This window comes from Hymenobacter sp. IS2118 (assembly GCF_000715495.1).
Taxonomy (GTDB): domain Bacteria; phylum Bacteroidota; class Bacteroidia; order Cytophagales; family Hymenobacteraceae; genus Hymenobacter.
In genome coordinates this window covers 20732-36666 of record NZ_JNLX01000059.1, presented here as the reverse complement: position 1 = coordinate 36666, position 15935 = coordinate 20732, and the positions used below count along the sequence as shown (strand labels likewise).

Annotated in this window: 12 protein-coding genes; 3 read left to right on the top strand and 9 right to left on the bottom strand. The window is 59.9% G+C overall.

The features are described 5' to 3' along the window. Window positions 1-4 precede the first annotated feature (4 nt). The 5 genes from GM79_RS03865 to GM79_RS03845 all read right to left on the bottom strand — a co-directional run bounded on the left by GM79_RS03865 (window position 5) and on the right by GM79_RS03845 (window position 5908). A complete protein-coding gene (locus GM79_RS03865; RefSeq protein ID WP_035559534.1) occupies window positions 5-451 on the bottom strand; it encodes an ATP-binding protein in 447 nt (148 codons plus the stop codon). 122 nt (window positions 452-573) lie between these two features. Beyond that, the gene (locus GM79_RS03860; protein WP_235183911.1) at window positions 574-4083 is read right to left on the bottom strand and encodes a DUF4175 family protein; all 3510 of its coding nucleotides are present in this window, start codon (window positions 4081-4083) and stop codon (window positions 574-576) included. Between the two features lie 236 nt (window positions 4084-4319). Continuing rightward, window positions 4320-5087 (bottom strand): exodeoxyribonuclease III, encoded by a 768-nt coding sequence (locus GM79_RS03855; RefSeq protein WP_035559530.1) that lies wholly within the window; start codon window positions 5085-5087, stop codon window positions 4320-4322. A 60-nt stretch (window positions 5088-5147) separates the two neighbouring features. After that, on the bottom strand, window positions 5148-5531 hold the full coding sequence (locus GM79_RS03850; protein WP_035559527.1) for a hypothetical protein: 384 nt from the start codon (window positions 5529-5531) through the stop codon (window positions 5148-5150). After that, the gene (locus tag GM79_RS03845) at window positions 5528-5908 is read right to left on the bottom strand and encodes a carboxymuconolactone decarboxylase family protein (RefSeq protein ID WP_035559524.1); all 381 of its coding nucleotides are present in this window, start codon (window positions 5906-5908) and stop codon (window positions 5528-5530) included. Before GM79_RS03845 ends, GM79_RS03850 begins: the two co-directional genes overlap by 4 nt. A gap of 203 nt (window positions 5909-6111) precedes the next feature. Between GM79_RS03845 and GM79_RS03840 the strand changes: the two genes are divergently transcribed. Next, the gene (locus tag GM79_RS03840) at window positions 6112-6807 is read left to right on the top strand and encodes a ComF family protein (RefSeq protein ID WP_035559520.1); all 696 of its coding nucleotides are present in this window, start codon (window positions 6112-6114) and stop codon (window positions 6805-6807) included. Window positions 6808-6981: 174 nt separating this feature from the next. Here the strand turns inward: GM79_RS03840 and GM79_RS03835 are convergent, their stop codons facing one another. The 3 genes from GM79_RS03835 to GM79_RS03825 form a co-directional block, all read right to left on the bottom strand. Then, the gene (locus GM79_RS03835; protein ID WP_035559516.1) at window positions 6982-8250 is read right to left on the bottom strand and encodes an SUMF1/EgtB/PvdO family nonheme iron enzyme; all 1269 of its coding nucleotides are present in this window, start codon (window positions 8248-8250) and stop codon (window positions 6982-6984) included. A 69-nt stretch (window positions 8251-8319) separates the two neighbouring features. Next, entirely contained in the window at window positions 8320-9366 is a 1047-nt protein-coding gene (locus tag GM79_RS03830) for a PorP/SprF family type IX secretion system membrane protein (RefSeq protein WP_051718477.1), read from the bottom strand. A 92-nt stretch (window positions 9367-9458) separates the two neighbouring features. Beyond that, window positions 9459-10607 (bottom strand): OmpA family protein, encoded by a 1149-nt coding sequence (locus tag GM79_RS03825; RefSeq protein WP_035559512.1) that lies wholly within the window; start codon window positions 10605-10607, stop codon window positions 9459-9461. Window positions 10608-11216: 609 nt separating this feature from the next. On the opposite strand from GM79_RS03825, the gene GM79_RS03820 reads away from it, so the two are divergent. After that, the gene (locus tag GM79_RS03820; protein WP_035559509.1) at window positions 11217-14249 is read left to right on the top strand and encodes an AsmA-like C-terminal region-containing protein; all 3033 of its coding nucleotides are present in this window, start codon (window positions 11217-11219) and stop codon (window positions 14247-14249) included. 112 nt (window positions 14250-14361) lie between these two features. After that, window positions 14362-15207: a DUF4382 domain-containing protein gene (locus tag GM79_RS03815; protein WP_072008526.1), complete on the top strand. Its 846-nt coding sequence runs from the start codon at window positions 14362-14364 to the stop codon at window positions 15205-15207. Between the two features lie 84 nt (window positions 15208-15291). On the opposite strand, the gene GM79_RS03810 is transcribed toward GM79_RS03815, so the two are convergent. Next, window positions 15292-15912: a thioredoxin family protein gene (locus tag GM79_RS03810; protein ID WP_035559506.1), complete on the bottom strand. Its 621-nt coding sequence runs from the start codon at window positions 15910-15912 to the stop codon at window positions 15292-15294. Window positions 15913-15935: the final 23 nt, after the last annotated feature.

The window sequence follows — 15935 nt, the reverse complement described above, 5'->3', positions numbered from 1 at the left end:
TGCTTTAGGCTGCGAGGTGGTCGGTAGCGGGGCTTTCGTCCACGGACGCGGCCGTGAGCTGGAACGTGAGCTGCACGCGGCGGCCTTCTTTGCTGAATTCTACTTCATCGGCCAAATGGCGGATGAGGAAAATACCGCGGCCGCCGGGGTTTTCCAGGTTCTCGGGCGCCGTGGGGTCGTCCAGGTTGTCGTAATTGAAGCCGGCACCTTCGTCTTCAATCTCAAACTTGAGCTGCTGCGGCTCCACGTAAAGCGACAGGTAGACGTTCTTGTCTTTGTCGAACTTGTTGCCGTGACGGATAGCATTGTTCACCGCCTCGGTCACGGCCACCATAATGTTACCGTAGATATCGTCCTCAATATGAAAGGTATCCTTGGAATTATCGATAAAACTCTCCACCACGCGGATGTTTTCGACGAGCGACGGAATCTGAATTTTTACCTGCTTCATAAGGTGGTTTGATGGGAAGGGCGGCAGCGTGTTAGGGGCGGCAAAAGTAGTAGATAGTACGGCAGACTTCCGCTTATCGGTTTGCGATAAGCGGAAGAACCGGCTGATAAGTAGGGCAACGCCTATTTAATCTTCTGAAAGTACTCACCTACTTCGCGTTGATAGTACGGAGTAAGGCTCGGGGGTGTACTACGTAGTAATTCCGTCTGGCGTTCTTTGTTTGCCTTGTATTTATCGAAGCCAGGTGGAAAAACAGGCGTCTTTACCTGCGCGGACTGGGCTTCGCGCTTGGTGTCCTGGTCGCGCTCGCGGGCCGACTTCTCTACTTCGAGCAGGCGGGTGAGAATTTGCTGCTGACGCAGGATGGTTTCCTGGGTCAGGCGCTTGTTCACGAGGTCGGTTTCGGTTTGCTCCATCATTTTCTTGAGCTCGCCGGTGCCGCCGCCGCCCTCTTCGCCTTTGCCGTCCTTGCCATTGGCGCCGCCCTCCTGGTCTTCCTTGCCACCTTCTTTGCCCTGGCCCGCCTTGCCGCCGGGCTTGCCCGCGCCCTGCTGCATTTTGTCGAGCTGCTGCATGGCCTGGCGCAGCATCTGCTGCTGGCCGGCCAGCTTGGCCAGCTCCTGCGACATTTCGCGGCCCGATTTGCCACTCTGCGAGAGCTTCTGAATTTGCTCGTTTAGCTGCTGCTGCATTTTGCCCATGTCGCCGGGGCCGGGCTTGTTGCCTTTGCCCTGCCCTTTGCCCTTGCCTTTTTTCTTGCCGGGTTTGCCTTGGCCGTCCTGGGGCTGGCCTTTGCCGGCCTGGGCTTCCCGCTGCATCTGGTTGAGGGAGCTTTGCAGCATCAGCGCCAGATTGTTCATGCTGGTCATGGCCTGCTGCTGGGTGGCGGTGGCGCGGCCGGGGTCGCGCTGCTGAATGTGGGTGAGGGACTCGTCCATGCGGCCGTTCATCTCGCCCACTTCGCGGGTCACGAAGCTCTGAATCTTGGGCTCCTTTTTGGCCAGGGCGTACAGCGAATCCTGGATAATCTTGGCGTCGTCGCGCAGCTTGCGTTGGGTCTGGCCCAGCTGCACGAAGCGCGGGTCGCTCTGGTTCACCTTCCGGAAATCCTTCATCAGGCCTTCCTGGTCGAAGCTCAGCGTGAGCAGGTTTTCCAGGATGTCGCGCAGGTCGTCGATGTTTTGCTGGGCCTGGTCGCTTTCCTCCTCGCTCATCTGGTCACGCATTTTCTTGGCCATCTGCTTCATGCGCTTGGCGGCGCTTTTCTGCTTGGCGGCGGCCTTGCCGTTCTGGTTTTTGCCGAGCTGCTCCTGGCTGTCTTCCATGTCCTGGTCGGTCTGCTGCTGCTCGGGCTTCTGCTCGTCGATGCCGTTCTGGTCGCCGGTTTCCTTGTCCAGCTGCTTCAATTCCTGCAGCTCTTTTTTAAGGTCCTCAAACGCCTGCTGGTTTTGGGCCTGCTCCTGCTTGAGCTGCTCGTTTTTGGCCTTTTGCTCCTGGTTCGACGCCTTGTTATCGGGGTTTTCCTTATCGTTCTGCGCCGTCTTTTCGGCCAGCTGCTCTTCGTCCTTGGCCAGCTCTTCCAGCTTATTGGCGGTTTCCTCCACCTTCTGCTCCAGTTGCATCTGCTTAAACATCTCCAGCGCCCGGTCCAGCTCTTTTTGCAAGGTGTCCTCCTTGTTTTCGAGCTGCTGCAGCAGTTTCTGCATCTCGGCGTCGGGCTGCTTTTGCTGTTCCAGCAGCTTCTGCAGCTTGTCGTAGAGCTTCTTGGTTTCGGGGTCGAGCAGGTCGTTCATGAGCTTTTTCAGCTCCTCGGCTTTTTTGGCCAATTCCTCGCTTTTGGGGCTGAGCTGGTCCTGCTTCTGCTGCAGCTGCTCGAACATCTTCTGCATCTGCTCCACCTGCTCGTTCATGCGCTGCTTCTCGTCCAGCATGTTTTCGAGCTGCTTGCGGTCCTGAAAGCTCATGTCGCGCTTGGTTTTCAGCTTGTCCTGAGCCTTGGCCAGCTCGCGCTCCAGCTTCTCGCTTTGTTTGGCGGCCTGGCTCATCTGGCTGGCCACCGACTGCGCCTGGGCGTTCAGCTCCTCGCGCATCTCGCGCCGGCCGGGCAGGCGGAACTCAATCGGCCGCGTGCGGCTGGACTTGGGCCCGTGCACGCCGTCGTTGTCCCAGGCCTCGACGTAGTATTCCAGCCGGTCGCCGGGCTGCAGGTTCAGCGGGTTCAGGTTCCAGGTGTAGGCGTAGGTGCCGGCGCTCTCGCGGGGCAGGCTTAGCGGGCGGGTGGCGTAGCTGCCCGCCGCCCGCGCATTACCACCCCGCATGAGGCGGTAGTGCAGCTCCAACCGGGTAAGGCCATAATCGTCGCGCACGGTGCCGCCCAGGGCCAGAAATCGTTGCGTCACGGTATCCGAAAACGCCTCCAGCGTTAGCGTGGGCGCCAGGTCGGGCACAGCCGTGAGCTGATAGGAAATCGGGTCGCGGTTCAGGCTGGCCGGGTTTTTCAGGCGCAGCAAATAAGGCTGCGAGCGCAGCACCCGCCGGCTGGCCACAAACGTGCCGTCATCGCCGGTGGCGGCCACTACTTCGTCGGGGTTCTGGAATACCAGGGCCAGCTCGTCGGTAGCGGCCGTGGCAAATTCCCAGCGCACGGTGCTACCCTCGGGCACCGTCAGGTTGCCGCCGTTCGCAATGGTTTCGGCCGTCTTGCCGGTATAACTCGGATAGGTAATGTTGACCTTGAAATCGCGCAGATTGGGCCGTTCCAGCACCGTCAGCGTGTACTCGGGCGAGTTGAACCCGGCGCCTTCCAGTTGAAAGGTCACGTCGCCCTGGGGCTGCTCAAACGTGTAGCGGAACTGGTCGCCGCGGCCCGCCACCTTGCTCAAACGGCGCTCGCCTTCGCCGTAGGCAATGCGCATCTCGGCTGGCAGCGCCGCGCCCGTCACGCCCACGTCCAGCGTAAAGTCTTCGCCCCGAAACGCCGTCAGCTTAGCATTTTTAATGACGAACTGAAACGGGGCCGGCGGCGAATACGCCCGCTTGTAGTGCCAGATGCGCTCGGTGCCCTGCACCAAAAAGCTGGGGTAAAGGGCCAGCAGCACCAGCAGTAGTGCTACCGGCACGGCGGCGTACTTCCACAGCGGCCGGCTCTGCTGCTTGATATCGATGCCCTGAGCAAACGAAATGTTGCCCAACTGCGCGGCCCGTTGCTCCAGGCTGGCAGCAACCAAGGCGTTGTCGCGCGCCTGGCCTTGCAGCTGCAAGGCATTCAGCAGCCGGTCTTGCACCTCCGGGAACAACTCCCCTACCCGGCGGGCGGCCTGCTCGTCGCTTAGCAGCCGGCGCAGGTTGGTGAGGGCGGCCAGGGGCGTCCAAATCCAACGCCCGAAGCTGTACACCACCAGCGCCAAAAAGCTGAACAGCAGTCCGGCGCGCACCGCCGTGGGCAGGTACAGGAAGTATTCGAGCACGTTGAACACCACAAACAGCGTGAGCAGCAGGCCCACAGCCACCAGCGCCCCCCGCACCAACAGGTTCAGATAAAACTTGCGCTTGAAAGCCTCCAGCTCCGTTCGCACCCGCGCCAGGGCCGGGTACTCGGCCGCCGCAGCACCGCGCTCTATCAGCATCGCCATAAATCAGGTCTTGTTCAGGAAAGATACATCACGACGGGGCGCTTGGTTTCTTTTTAGGGCAGGATAGGTTTTTCAGGGTAAGAGGGTTTGGGGGTAGGAGGGTTGTTTTCAGGGTAAGAGGGTTTGGAGGTAGGAGGGTGCGAGTTGTGCACAATAGCAAATGCACCTCTCCTACTCCTTTTGCCCTAAAAAACCCTCCTACCCTCCTACCCCCAAACCCTCTTACCCCAAAACACCTACCTTACCGAAACCCAGGCCGGGCAGTGGTCGGAATGCACCACGTCGGGCAACAGACCGGCTCCGGTCAGGCGCGGTTGCAGGGCGGTGTCGGCCAGCCAGTGGTCGAGGCGCCAGCCCACGTTGCGTTGGCGCGAGCCGGCCCGGTAGCTCCACCACGAGTAGTGGCCCACGGCCTCGCCGTGCTGCTGCCGGAACGTATCCACGAATCCATCGGCCAGCAACTCGCGGAACCACTGCCGCTCCTCGGGCGTGTAGCCGGGGCTGTTCTGGTTGGCCTTGGGGTTGTGCAGGTCGATGGCCGTCTGGCAGCAGTTGAAATCGCCGCCAATAAGCAACGGCGGCAGATTTTCCTTCTTCAGCCCAGCTACGTAGCTGCGAAAAAAATGTAGCCATTCGACTTTAAACGTCTGCCGTTCCGGCCCGCTCGTTCCCGAAGGCATGTAGGTGTTCAGCACCGAGAAGTCTTCGAAATCGAGCCGTAGCACGCGGCCTTCGTCGTCGTAGCAGCTTTGTCCGCAGCCGTGAACAACGGCTTTCGGCGCCACTTTCGAGAACGTGGCCACGCCGCTGTAGCCGGGTTTTTGGGCCGTGTGCAGGTAGGCGTGGTAGCCCAATGCTTCAAAGCCGGCCACGTCCAAGGCCTCGCGCCCGGCTTTGATTTCCTGCAGGCACAGCACGTCGGGTGCGGCCTCGGCCACCCAGTCCAGCAAGCCCTTGCTCAGGGCCGAGCGCAGGCCATTCACGTTGTAGGAAATGATTTTCATTCAGGTGTTTAGATAGAAACAGTCATGTCTTGACTGCGCGCGACATGACGTTCCGCTCAGCTACAGGTCATCGCCTGGGTCCAGCAGGAAATACTCCAGCACGTGCCAGCGCAGCATGCGCTCCTGCTCTTTGAGGTTGGCGAAGGGCACGGGGCGCAGCAGCTTGTAGTGCGGCCAGCCGTCCTCGTCCGTGCGTTCCAGCTCGTAGTGGCCGCTCAGGCTGAAAAGCCGGCAGGTGGCAATGTGCATCAGGTCCTGCTTCTGCTCCTTGGTGAAGGTGGTGATGCCCTGGTTCAGCTCCTGAATGCCGATGAGCAGCAGCAGCGCGTTCAGGTCGGGCCGCTTGCCGAAGCGCGCGTCCATTTCCAGCATCAACTCCTCCCAACGGGCTTCAAAATCAGCTTCCGACTCGTGGTTTTCGGCGGGGCTCAGGTCCTCGCTCATACCGCGTGTTCGGCGTGGGGTGGCGCGGGCGTCACGGCTTCCGTTTTCAGGATTTCCCAGTACTCCACGGCGCGGCGGAAGTGCGGAATCACAATGCTGCCGCCGATGATGTTGGCAATGGCAAACACCTCATAAATCTCCTCGTCGTTGATGCTCACCTCGAAGCATTTGCCGAGGTGGTACTTGATGCAGTCGTCGCAGCGCAGCACCATGGAGCAAGCCAGGCCCAGCATTTCCTTGGTTTTTACGTCGATGGCGCCGGCCGCGTAGGTATTGGTATCGAGGTTGAAAAACCGCTTGATGACCTTGTTGTCGGCCGCCAGAATGGTTTCGTTCATCCGCTGGCGGTACTCGTTGAATTCGGTTACTTGGGACATTGGGGGGTTTTTATAGAAGCAGAAACGTCGTGCTTATCTGGCGTCCGCGCAGCCGAAGCATCTCGCTCGCATCGTTGAGCCGATTGGATTACGTGGGCACGCGAGATGCTTCGCCTGCGCGGATGCCAGATGAGCATGACAGGCAATGGATGGTTACATTGCTCCTCCAAAATTAGTGCTCAAAACTTCGCCCTCCTGCTACCATGCTCCGCTCCCTGGCCGCCGATTTTATCGGGCTGATTTTCCCGCGCCTCTGCCTGGCCTGCCGCGAGCCGCTGGTAACCGGCGAAAACCACCTCTGCACCAGCTGCCGGGCCGAATTGCCGTACACCGATTTCCACTTGCTGCCGCCTGAGCAGAATCCGCTGGGCCGCCGCTTTTGGGGCAAGCTGCCCATTCGCCATGCCTTGAGCTACCTGCGGTTTGTACGTCACGGCCGCGTGCAGCACCTGTTGCACGAGCTAAAATACCAAGGCCAGCGCGATGTAGGCACCATACTGGGCCAACTCTACGGTGCCGACCTGCACGCCGCAGGCCTGGCGGCCGACTTCGACCTCATCGTGCCCGTGCCGCTACACCCGCGCAAGCTTGCCAAGCGTGGCTACAACCAAGCTGCTGCCTTCGCCACGGGCCTGGCCGCCGGCCTGAAAGTGCCGGCCAGTACCACTGCCCTGCGCCGCATCACCAACACCGCTACCCAAACCAAAAAGAACCGGGCCCAGCGCTGGGAAAACGTGGCCACGGTGTTTGAAGTAGACAACCCGGCTTTTATCACCGGCCTCCGCATCCTGGTTGTCGATGATGTGCTGACCACCGGTGCCACCCTCGAAGCCTGCGGAGCCGTGCTGCTGGCCGCCGGGGCCGCCGAAATCAGCATCGCCACCATTGCCTGCGCCTAACCTAATCACGGATTCGTCGGATTAACGACGGATTGCACGGACTCTGTAGACGCACTACGTTACCTCCCATGAAGATGTAAAACAAAAAAGGCTTGCCAGATGGCAAGCCTTTTTTGATACTAATGTTGTCTACAAAATCCGGGCAATGCGTCGTTAATCCGACGAACCCGTGATTTATTTGTTTGAGCCCGCGTTAATCATCGCGCAACGGAAACCGATGGTTGCCGTGGACGAATCCTCGGCCATAAAGCGGCGGGTGCCGGGCGACAGCCAGTAGGCCACATCGCGCCACGAACCGCCTTTGTACACGCGCACATGGTCGTCAATCAGCGACTGGTAGTTTTTCTTGTCGTATTTCTCGGCCGGGTCGGCCACGCCATTGCGGCGGAAGGGGTTCAGGTCTTCCACGTCCTGGTACGAAAGGGGGCGGTACACGTCCTGCACCCACTCGTTCACGTTGCCGGCCATGTTGTAGAGGCCGTAGTCGTTGGGTGGGTACGAGTAGATGTATTCGGTAATCATGGCGCCATCGTTCAGGCTACCGGCGATGCCGGCGTAGTCGCCACGGCCCCGCTTGAAGTTGGCCAGGAACTGGCCTTGCGTCTTGCCATAGGCGTTGCGGGTGGTTTTACCATCCCAAGGATAAATGCGCTTCTCCTCCTGGTTTTCGTTGCCAACTTCCTGCGTGCCTACCAAAGCTTGCGCGGCGTACTCCCACTCGGCCTCGGTGGGGAGGCGGTAGTTGGGTAGCACGTTGCCGTTTTCGATGGAAATATTGGTTTTCGCGTCACCGCCGTTGCTGGCCGTGCCTTCGGCGCCGGCATCCGCCGCGTCGCCTTTCTTCTTGCGGCTAAACAAGCCGCCCTTTTTCTTGGGGCCGCTTTCCTCGTCGCCTTCGCTGGCCAGACGCTGGTTCACCTGCGCCGTGCGCCAGGTGCAGTAGTCGTCGGCCTGCAGCCAGCTCACGCCCACCACAGGGAAGTAGCGGAAGCCGGGGTAACGCAGGTAATAGGTAACGTAGGGGTCGTTGAAAGACAGGTCGCGGGCCCACACGGTGGTGTCGGGCAGCGCCGAGCGGTAAAACTCCTCGGCCGAGTCGGTGCGGATAAAGTGCAGGTATTCGAGCCAGTGAATGTTGGCTACTTCGGCTTCGTCCATGTAGAACGAGGCAATGGTTACCGTGCGCTCGATGTTGTCGTGCGTCATGGTCACGTCCTCGGACTGCGAACCCAGAACCGTGCGGCCCCCTTCAATAAATATAAGCCCTGGGCCCTCTGGTACCGATTTGAAATTGGCCACGGCCATTCCCTTCTCAGTATTATATTCAATGCCCGTAGTAGAGGAATATTTACCCGGCTTCGAAGCTGTGGGGGGGCCGCCCTGACCACAGCTGGCCAGCGTCAGACCCACTACGGCCAAGCGTAAATAATGTGAGAGGTTCATAACAGAGTTAAAATTACTATGAGGAAGGAGGGGTTAGCAAGGGCAATTAGGACACAATAGTACAAAAAATTAGAATGCCGGACAAGGCGGTACCGGGTAAACGCGCCGTTTTAGCCGACGATAGGCATTTTCCAGGCGGTCAAACGAATAAAGGGCTAATGTTATTTCGTGGGCGCCGCCCAGGTCGGCGCTCAGGCGGCTCACCCCCACATCGTAGCTGTAGCCCAGGCGCAGGCCACCCGCCTGAATGCCGGCCACCGCCGCCAGCACGTGCTGAGACCCAACGCTGCCGGGCGAAAAGATATTGCGGTAAACTGCCCCCAGCGTCACGGGCGAGGCCGTGAAGTACATGCCCGTTTCGGTGCGTTGCGAACCGCCCTGCCGCGAATAGGCTGCTACGGGCGTGAAGCTCACCTCCTGCGTGGCCACCCCGGTGCCGGGCTTGATGATGAAGAATTTGTAGCCGCCCGATAAGCTCAGCAGCAGCGGCAGCTGGCTTTGGCGCTGGAAACCCAGGTTGGGCTGGTTGAGGTGCTGGCCGGCCAGGCTGAGCCAGCCCTGCTCGGTGTATAGCACCGCACCGGTGCCCAAGCTGAGGTAGTTAACGGGCTGAAAATCGAGCAGCTCCGCCGAAGGCCCCACCACAGTGCCATCTTCCAGCAGCTGGTCGCCAAACACGAAATTGTCATATCCGACGCGCTGGCGGCCGTAGCTGGCCCGCAGGCCGCCGCTGAGGGCCAGCTTTTCATTCAGGCGGGTGTGGTAGGCGTAGAGCGCGCCCACTTCCAGGCGGGTGTAGCCCACGGCCCCGCTCCGGTCCTGGTTCAGCAGCAGGCCCAGGGCGTGGTGCTGGCCTGGCCGGTCCAGGCGCAGGTCGGCGGCGGCCTGGGTGCTGACGAAGGCACCGGACAGGCGCGGAAACTGGTTACGGTAGCTCAGCGTGACACTGTAATCGTCGACCAGGCCGGTGAAGGCGGGGTTGGTGTGGAGGCGCGTGGCGAAGGGCTGCGAGAAAAACACATCCTGCCCCCGCGCGCCGGTCACGCTGCCGAGCAGCAGCCCCGCCGCCAGGGCCAGCCGCGGGCGGGCAAAGAACGGAAAACGAAATACGGGCATAGCAACCGGGAGAACGTTGCCAAACCGCTATTTAGTACGGCCGGCCCCGCGAAGATACGGCCCGGCATCCCGCAGCCAGGGCAATCAGGGCCTTACTTCTGCAGCACTTTCACGCTCAGACGACGGTTCATGGCCCGGCCTTCTTCGGTGGTGTTGGGCGCGATGGCGTAGCGGGGGCCGTAGCCGCGGGCGTCGACGCGGCTGGGGCTGATGCCCATATCGACGAGGCTGGACCATGCCGTGCGGGCCCGCGCCTCGCTAAGCTGCCGGTTGACCTTGCTGGTGCCGGTGCTGTCGGTGTAGCCACCCAGTTTGATGCGGGATTGGGGGAAGGCCCGCAGCAGGGCCGCAATGTTGCGCAGCTGGCCGATGGACTCCGCCGTGAGCGTGGCCTTGCCGGGATGGAAAAATACCCGGTCGAAATTGTACCAGCCGCGGGTGAGGTCCACGGTGTCAACTTCTGCCTGCGGGTTGGCAAGAAACCGGTAGAGGTTGCTTTCGGTAGAGTTGTTGCCGACGGCCTTAATGACCGTGCCGGAAGGCAGGGAGAGCGTGATGGGCGGCCCGGTTTCGTAGATGTAGTTGCCGCTCGCAGCATCGAAGTGGCCACTGACGAGCGGCGCGGCCCCCTTGGTTGGCTCGGGCTTGACACTGGCGCCGCGCCGGTAACGCGCTGGCCTGGCCGTGGGGCCGGGGGCGCCGGTTGCCGGAGCCGAGGGGGCGACAACCGGGGCAGCTGCAATGGCGGCGGTGATGGATTGCGGCGGGACCTTGGCCTGACCGTACGAACTGCTCAGCGTAGTAATTAAAACCGGGCCGCCGACCACACTTTCCGCTGCCAGGGCCTCAGTATAAATTCTGGTAGCGCCTTGGCGGCCAGCGCGGGCTTTGCTGCCGGATTCGGTGTCGAGCTTGCTGAGCGTGACCGTGAAAGTGGCCGTTTTGCCCTTTTCCAGGAAGATGCTTTCCACGGTTTGGGGCCGGTAGCCGCCTTCGCCTACCTGCATGAGGTAAGGGCCACCCGCCGGCAGGTTGGTAATGGCAAAGCCGCCGGCTGCGTTGGAGGCGGCCGCGTAGCGCGCACCCGAAGGCAGGTGAATAACCGTGACAGATGCCCCGGCCACCGATTTTTGGTCTTCGGACCGCACGTTGCCCGTCAGGCTCATGGCGGCATCCTGCGCCCGGCTAGTATGGGAAGCCAGCACCAGCCCAAGAGCCAAAAAAGCAGGGAAAATCTTCATGAGATAGATGAACACGAAAAACGTACTTTAACATCAGGCCCGCTCAATTACAAGGCACTAATTGAGCTATTGTTATGCCAGTGAAGTAGTCCCGATTACATTCTATGGCAGTTGCTCAGGAACTCAATTTTTAAGAGAAAGTCAACCGGAGACAGGCAAATATAATGGGAAAACATGTTTATAAAAATTTAATAATAATCTATAATTTATCTAATCAAGCGTTTCGGTTTATAATCACTGTAAGCGGGGCCTTATTTTGCAAAATGTGCAGATAGTGAGCTTTTTTAATTGGGGGTGCGTTCAAAATGGCCCTTGCCATGGCGAAAGCAGCAGCGTGAACGTAAGCGAGTACTATTGCATTTAAGCGGTCAAATATTTCGCTGATGGCCTTTGGGAATCAGCTTGCTTTTGTTGGGCCGGCATTGCTGTTTGGTGGATTCAGGCCGAGTATGCCCTTGCAATGAAGAAGCAGCAAGGTGGCGGGCCGTCATCGCCAGGTACGGTGATTTTGCGGCTGTCACGTTTGGCCTGATTTTGTCCTCACTCCTGAAAAGAAAGCGGTAGAGCGTGGGTTCTACCTTTGTTTTGATTTACTAACTGTCTCTCGCAATGCGGAAAATTCTTTTGGGTATCGGTATATTTTTGGTGGTGCTGGTAGCGGCGTTGGCGCTGGCGCCGGTGCTGTTTAAAGACAAGCTGCGGGCTTTGGCCGACGAGCAGATTGCCCAGCGCGTGCGGGCCACGGTGCAGTACGACCCCGCCAATATTGACGTGAGCCTGCTCAGCTCCTTCCCCGACATGACGGTGAACATCCGGGAGCTGCGCGTGATTGGCCTCGACTCGTTCAGCCGCGACACGCTGGCTTACCTGCCCAACCTGCGCGTGGGCCTCGATATAATGAGCGTGGTACGCGGCGGTCAGATTGACATCAAAACCATCGAGCTGGAGCGGCCCGACTTGAGCATGCGGGTGCTGAAAAGCGGCCTGGCTAACTGGGATATCATGATTTCGGACTCTGCTGCCGCTGCCAAAGGCCAGGACACCAGCCAGGTGAACCTCGCCATCAAAGGTTGGGAGATGACCGATGGCCGCCTGCGCTACGAAGACCTGACGATGCCCTTCGCTATGCAGGCCCGCGGCGTGAACCACAGCGGCAGCGGCGATTTTGCCAGCAATGTTTTCGACATGAAGTCGCAAACCACGGCCACCGGCCTCGACATGACCTACGACGGCGTGGCCTACGTGAGCAACAAGCAGCTCGACGCCGACGTGACGATGGAAATGGACCTCACCAAAAGCCTCTACACTTTCAAAGACAACAAGATTAAGCTCAACGACTTCCCGTTCAGCTTTGCCGGAGCCATTGGGCTGCCCAACGCCACGGATATTACCTACGACCTGACCTTCAAGGCGCTGGAAACGGATTTCAAAACCCTGCTGAGTCTGGTGCCGGGCGTGTACACGGAGAGCTTCAAAAACATCGAAACCAGCGGGCAGGTGGCCTTTGATGGCTACTACAAGGGCACGCAAAACGCGGTGAAAATGCCCGGCTACGGCGTGAACCTGGCCGTGACCAACGGCCAGTTCAAATACCCCGACTTGCCCCAGGCAGCCAAAAACATCAACCTGAAGATGCAGGTCGACAACCCCTCGGGCTACACCAACAACGTGAAAGTCAACATCCCGCAGTTTCACCTCGACCTCGGCCCCAACCCCGTGGATGGTAACATTACCATTGATGGCCTGGAACCCATGCGCGTGGACGGCCGCGTGAAAGCCAACGTGAACCTGGCCGAGGCCCTGAAAGTGTACCCGGTGAAGGACCTGGCCATGCGCGGACAGTTTTTCGTGGATGGTACGGCGAAAGGCATTTATTCCGCAACCCAGATGCCGGTGGTGAATGCCGCCATTCGCCTCACCAACGGCTTTGTGAAGTCGGCCCAGTTTCCGGCGCCGATTGAGAATATCAACCTCAACGGCACGGTGGTAAATACCACGGGCCAGGTCAACGACACCCAAATCAACCTGCCGCAGTTTCGGATGGTGCTGGAAGGCGAGCCGCTGGAAGGCCGCCTCTCGGCCCGCAACATCGACAAACCGGTGTTTGACGCCAACGTGAACGGCACGGTGGACCTCACCAAAATCACCAAGATTTTCCCGCTTGAGGGCATGACCGTGACCGGCCGCGTGACCGGCAACATTGCTGCCAAAGGCAACATGGCCGACGTGGAAGCCGGCCGCTACCAGAACGTGGTGGCCAGCGGCACCGTGAAGGCTAGCAACGTAACCTACAAGAGCCCCGACCTGCCGCAGGGCGTACGCATCAGCAGCGGCACGGCCACTTTCAACAACAACCAGATAAACCTGCAAAGCCTGAACGGCACGGCCGGCAGCTCCGATTTCGCGGCCTCGGGCACGGTGAGCAACTACATGGGCTACCTCTTCACGCCGGGCCAGGCGCTGAAGGGCACGCTGAACGTGAACTCGCGCAATTTCAACGTGAACGAGTGGATGGTGGACGAGGTATCGGCTAAGCCCACGACTACCGGCGGCAAGGCTCCGGCCAAGGCCGAGGGCGTGCTCCAGATTCCCAAATACTTCGATTTGGTGCTGAACAGCAAGGTTGATAACGTGACCTACGACAACCTGAAGCTGACCAACGCCCAGGGTACCGTAACGGTGCGCGACCAAATGGCTCGGCTCAACAACATGACGTTTAATACGTTGGGCGGCAGCTTCGGAACCACGGGTAGCTACAGCAGCAAAAACCTGGCGCACCCCAAGTTCGACTTCGGCCTGAACATCAAGAACCTCGACATTCAGAATGCCTTCTCGTCCTTCGCCACACTGAAGCGGCTGGTGCCGTTGGCCGGGCAGGTAGAAGGCTTGTTTGGTACCAACTTCAGCGTGAGCGGGGAAATGGGCGCCGACATGCTGCCCAACCTGGCCACGCTCACGGGCAAGGGCGTGATTGACGTGGTCAAGGCCGCCATCAATCAGTCGGAAGTGATGAGCAAGATTGCCAGCCTAACCACGCTGCCCGAGCTGAAAACCCTGCTGGTGACCAATAAAGCCATTCAGGCCAACATTGTGAACGGTAACCTGGTGGTGCAGCCGTTCGACCTGGCGGTGGGCGACGTGAAGATGACCTTTGGCGGCTCGAACAGCCTGGCTGGCGCGCTGGCCTACGTTACGGCCCTGAACGTGCCCACCGGCAAGCTCGGCAACGCGCTCAACAGCAAGCTCACGCAGCTCACCGGCGTGCAGAACATTCAGGGGACCGAGCGCGTGACGCTGGGCCTGAACATTGGCGGCACCGTGACCAGCCCCGTGGTGAAACTCACCAGCGGCAGCGTGAAGGACCAGGGCAAAGCCATTGTCGCCAATGTGGTGAAAACCAAGCTAACGGATGCCCTCCTGGGCTTGGCCCAGAAGAAGCAGGCCCAAAAGGACAGCACCACGCGCACCGAAGCCGCCGCCGACCAAAGCGCGGAGGAAAAACTTCGCATCGCCACCGAAAAGGCTCGTTTGGAAGCCCAGGCCCGACTCAAAAATCAGGTTGGGAAAGGCCTGAACAGCCTTTTCGGCAAGCCCAAACCCAAGCCCGCCGCACCCGTCGCCCCGGCCGATACCACGAAATAAGCCAATTGAATCTTGAGGCGAATAAGCGTGGCAGAATTATTGCCACGGCCCGCAACCAACGGATTTACCATTCCGTTTCACGCCAATTACTTCAATTTCACCGATTTACTATATGAACCTTACTCGTTTGTTTCCCCTGACTTGCGTTGCGCTGCTGGCCCTGGCCGGCTGTTCCAAAGACTCCGACTCGGGCAGTGCCGACAGCGCCAAGCTCGAAGTACGCCTCACGGATGCCCCCGGCGACTTTCGCAGCGTGGTGCTGGATGTGCGGCAGGTAGAAGTACACCTCAAAGAGGAAACCGACCCAAACGGCTGGAAGATGCTGGCCTTCACGCCCCAGGCCATCAACGTGCTGGAGTATGTCAACGGTAAGTCGGCCCTGCTGGTGAACGAGGATTTCGCGCCCGGCGACTTGAAGGAAATCCGCCTCATTCTGGGGCCTGATAGCTACGTGGTGGGCCGCGACGGCCAGCGCTACGACCTCAAAACCCCCAGCGGCCAGAGTTCGGGCGTGAAGCTGAAGCTGAACAAAGCCACCCTGCGCAAGCGCGAAACCTTCCAGCTGCTACTGGATTTTGACGTGGCCAAATCCATTGTGGAGCGCGGCAACTGGAAGCCCGGCAACGATAAAAAAGAGCGGTACCTGCTCAAGCCCGTTATTCGGGTGGTGGCCCAGGACCTGCGCGCCGGCATTCGCGGCACCGTGAATCCGGCGGCGGCCTTGCCCCAGATTCTGGCCATTCGCTCCTCCATTCTCGGCCCCGATACGGTTAGCACGTCGGCCGATGCTTCGGGGGCCTACCAGCTCAACGGTCTGGCCGCCGGCACCTACCGCGTGGAGTTTTTCCCCAGCACCACGGCTCCGGCCAACGGACCGGCCTATGTTAACATCGTTCGCACGGGCGTGGTGGTTACCAACGAAAAGGTTACGGACTTGGGCACCACATCGCTCAACTAAGCAGCAAAAACCCAACCTGACCCAAATGGCCCAGTCTCGCAAGAGGCTGGGCCATTTGGCTTATATCCAACTGAAACGGACCTTCTACAGCCGCTGAATCAGCGCCAGCAGCTCGCGTTGGGTACTGAGCGTTTTGTCTTTGGCGTACCAGCCATGCAGCTGGGTCGCGAATTCCTCGTACGGTACGCCTGCCTTTTTGAGACGCACGCACAACTCCTGCGCCGGAGCCGGGCGCGGGCCCCAGGCAGCGGCCTCGTTCAGCGCATCGGCGTGGAGCACCATGAGCCGGGGGATGGCCCGGCTGCCGTTAGTGAGGTAGCGGGCCATGAGGTCGGGGTTATCGTCGCGCAGCACGTAGCGCGTGGTGAGTTGGCTATGACTGGCCTGGGCAATGGCCTCGAATACGGGCACGAGCTGGGCCGCGTCGCCGCACCAGCCCTCGGTGATTATCAGCCATACGTAGCGCCGTGGCAGCTGCGCCAGTGCCTGTTGCAGCTCGGGCAGCAGCCGGATGGTTTTGTCCAGGCGCTGCATGCGCTTGATGTTGAGGTGCGCGTAGCGGATAAATTGCTCGCTTTGGTTGGGGCCGGTGGTGCGGTTTTGGGCTAGCAGCTCGTCGAGCAGGTGGCGATAGGCGGCGTAGGAATAGGCCTTGTGAAGCCGCTCAGACGTGATAACCGGAGCCGGTGAAAGATTACCCGACATAAAAAACAGGCGCTGCGATTAAA

Coding starts and splice junctions, on each gene's coding strand:
- GM79_RS03845 (WP_035559524.1), bottom strand. CDS start 5,908: ATGTCCCAAGTAACCGAATTCAACGAGTACCGCCAGCGGATGAACGAA.
- GM79_RS03865 (WP_035559534.1), bottom strand. CDS start 451: ATGAAGCAGGTAAAAATTCAGATTCCGTCGCTCGTCGAAAACATCCGC.
- GM79_RS03815 (WP_072008526.1), top strand. CDS start 14,362: ATGAACCTTACTCGTTTGTTTCCCCTGACTTGCGTTGCGCTGCTGGCC.
- GM79_RS03820 (WP_035559509.1), top strand. CDS start 11,217: ATGCGGAAAATTCTTTTGGGTATCGGTATATTTTTGGTGGTGCTGGTA.
- GM79_RS03830 (WP_051718477.1), bottom strand. CDS start 9,366: ATGCCCGTATTTCGTTTTCCGTTCTTTGCCCGCCCGCGGCTGGCCCTG.
- GM79_RS03825 (WP_035559512.1), bottom strand. CDS start 10,607: ATGAAGATTTTCCCTGCTTTTTTGGCTCTTGGGCTGGTGCTGGCTTCC.
- GM79_RS03835 (WP_035559516.1), bottom strand. CDS start 8,250: ATGAACCTCTCACATTATTTACGCTTGGCCGTAGTGGGTCTGACGCTG.
- GM79_RS03860 (WP_235183911.1), bottom strand. CDS start 4,083: ATGGCGATGCTGATAGAGCGCGGTGCTGCGGCGGCCGAGTACCCGGCC.
- GM79_RS03855 (WP_035559530.1), bottom strand. CDS start 5,087: ATGAAAATCATTTCCTACAACGTGAATGGCCTGCGCTCGGCCCTGAGC.
- GM79_RS03840 (WP_035559520.1), top strand. CDS start 6,112: ATGCTCCGCTCCCTGGCCGCCGATTTTATCGGGCTGATTTTCCCGCGC.
- GM79_RS03810 (WP_035559506.1), bottom strand. CDS start 15,912: ATGTCGGGTAATCTTTCACCGGCTCCGGTTATCACGTCTGAGCGGCTT.
- GM79_RS03850 (WP_035559527.1), bottom strand. CDS start 5,531: ATGAGCGAGGACCTGAGCCCCGCCGAAAACCACGAGTCGGAAGCTGAT.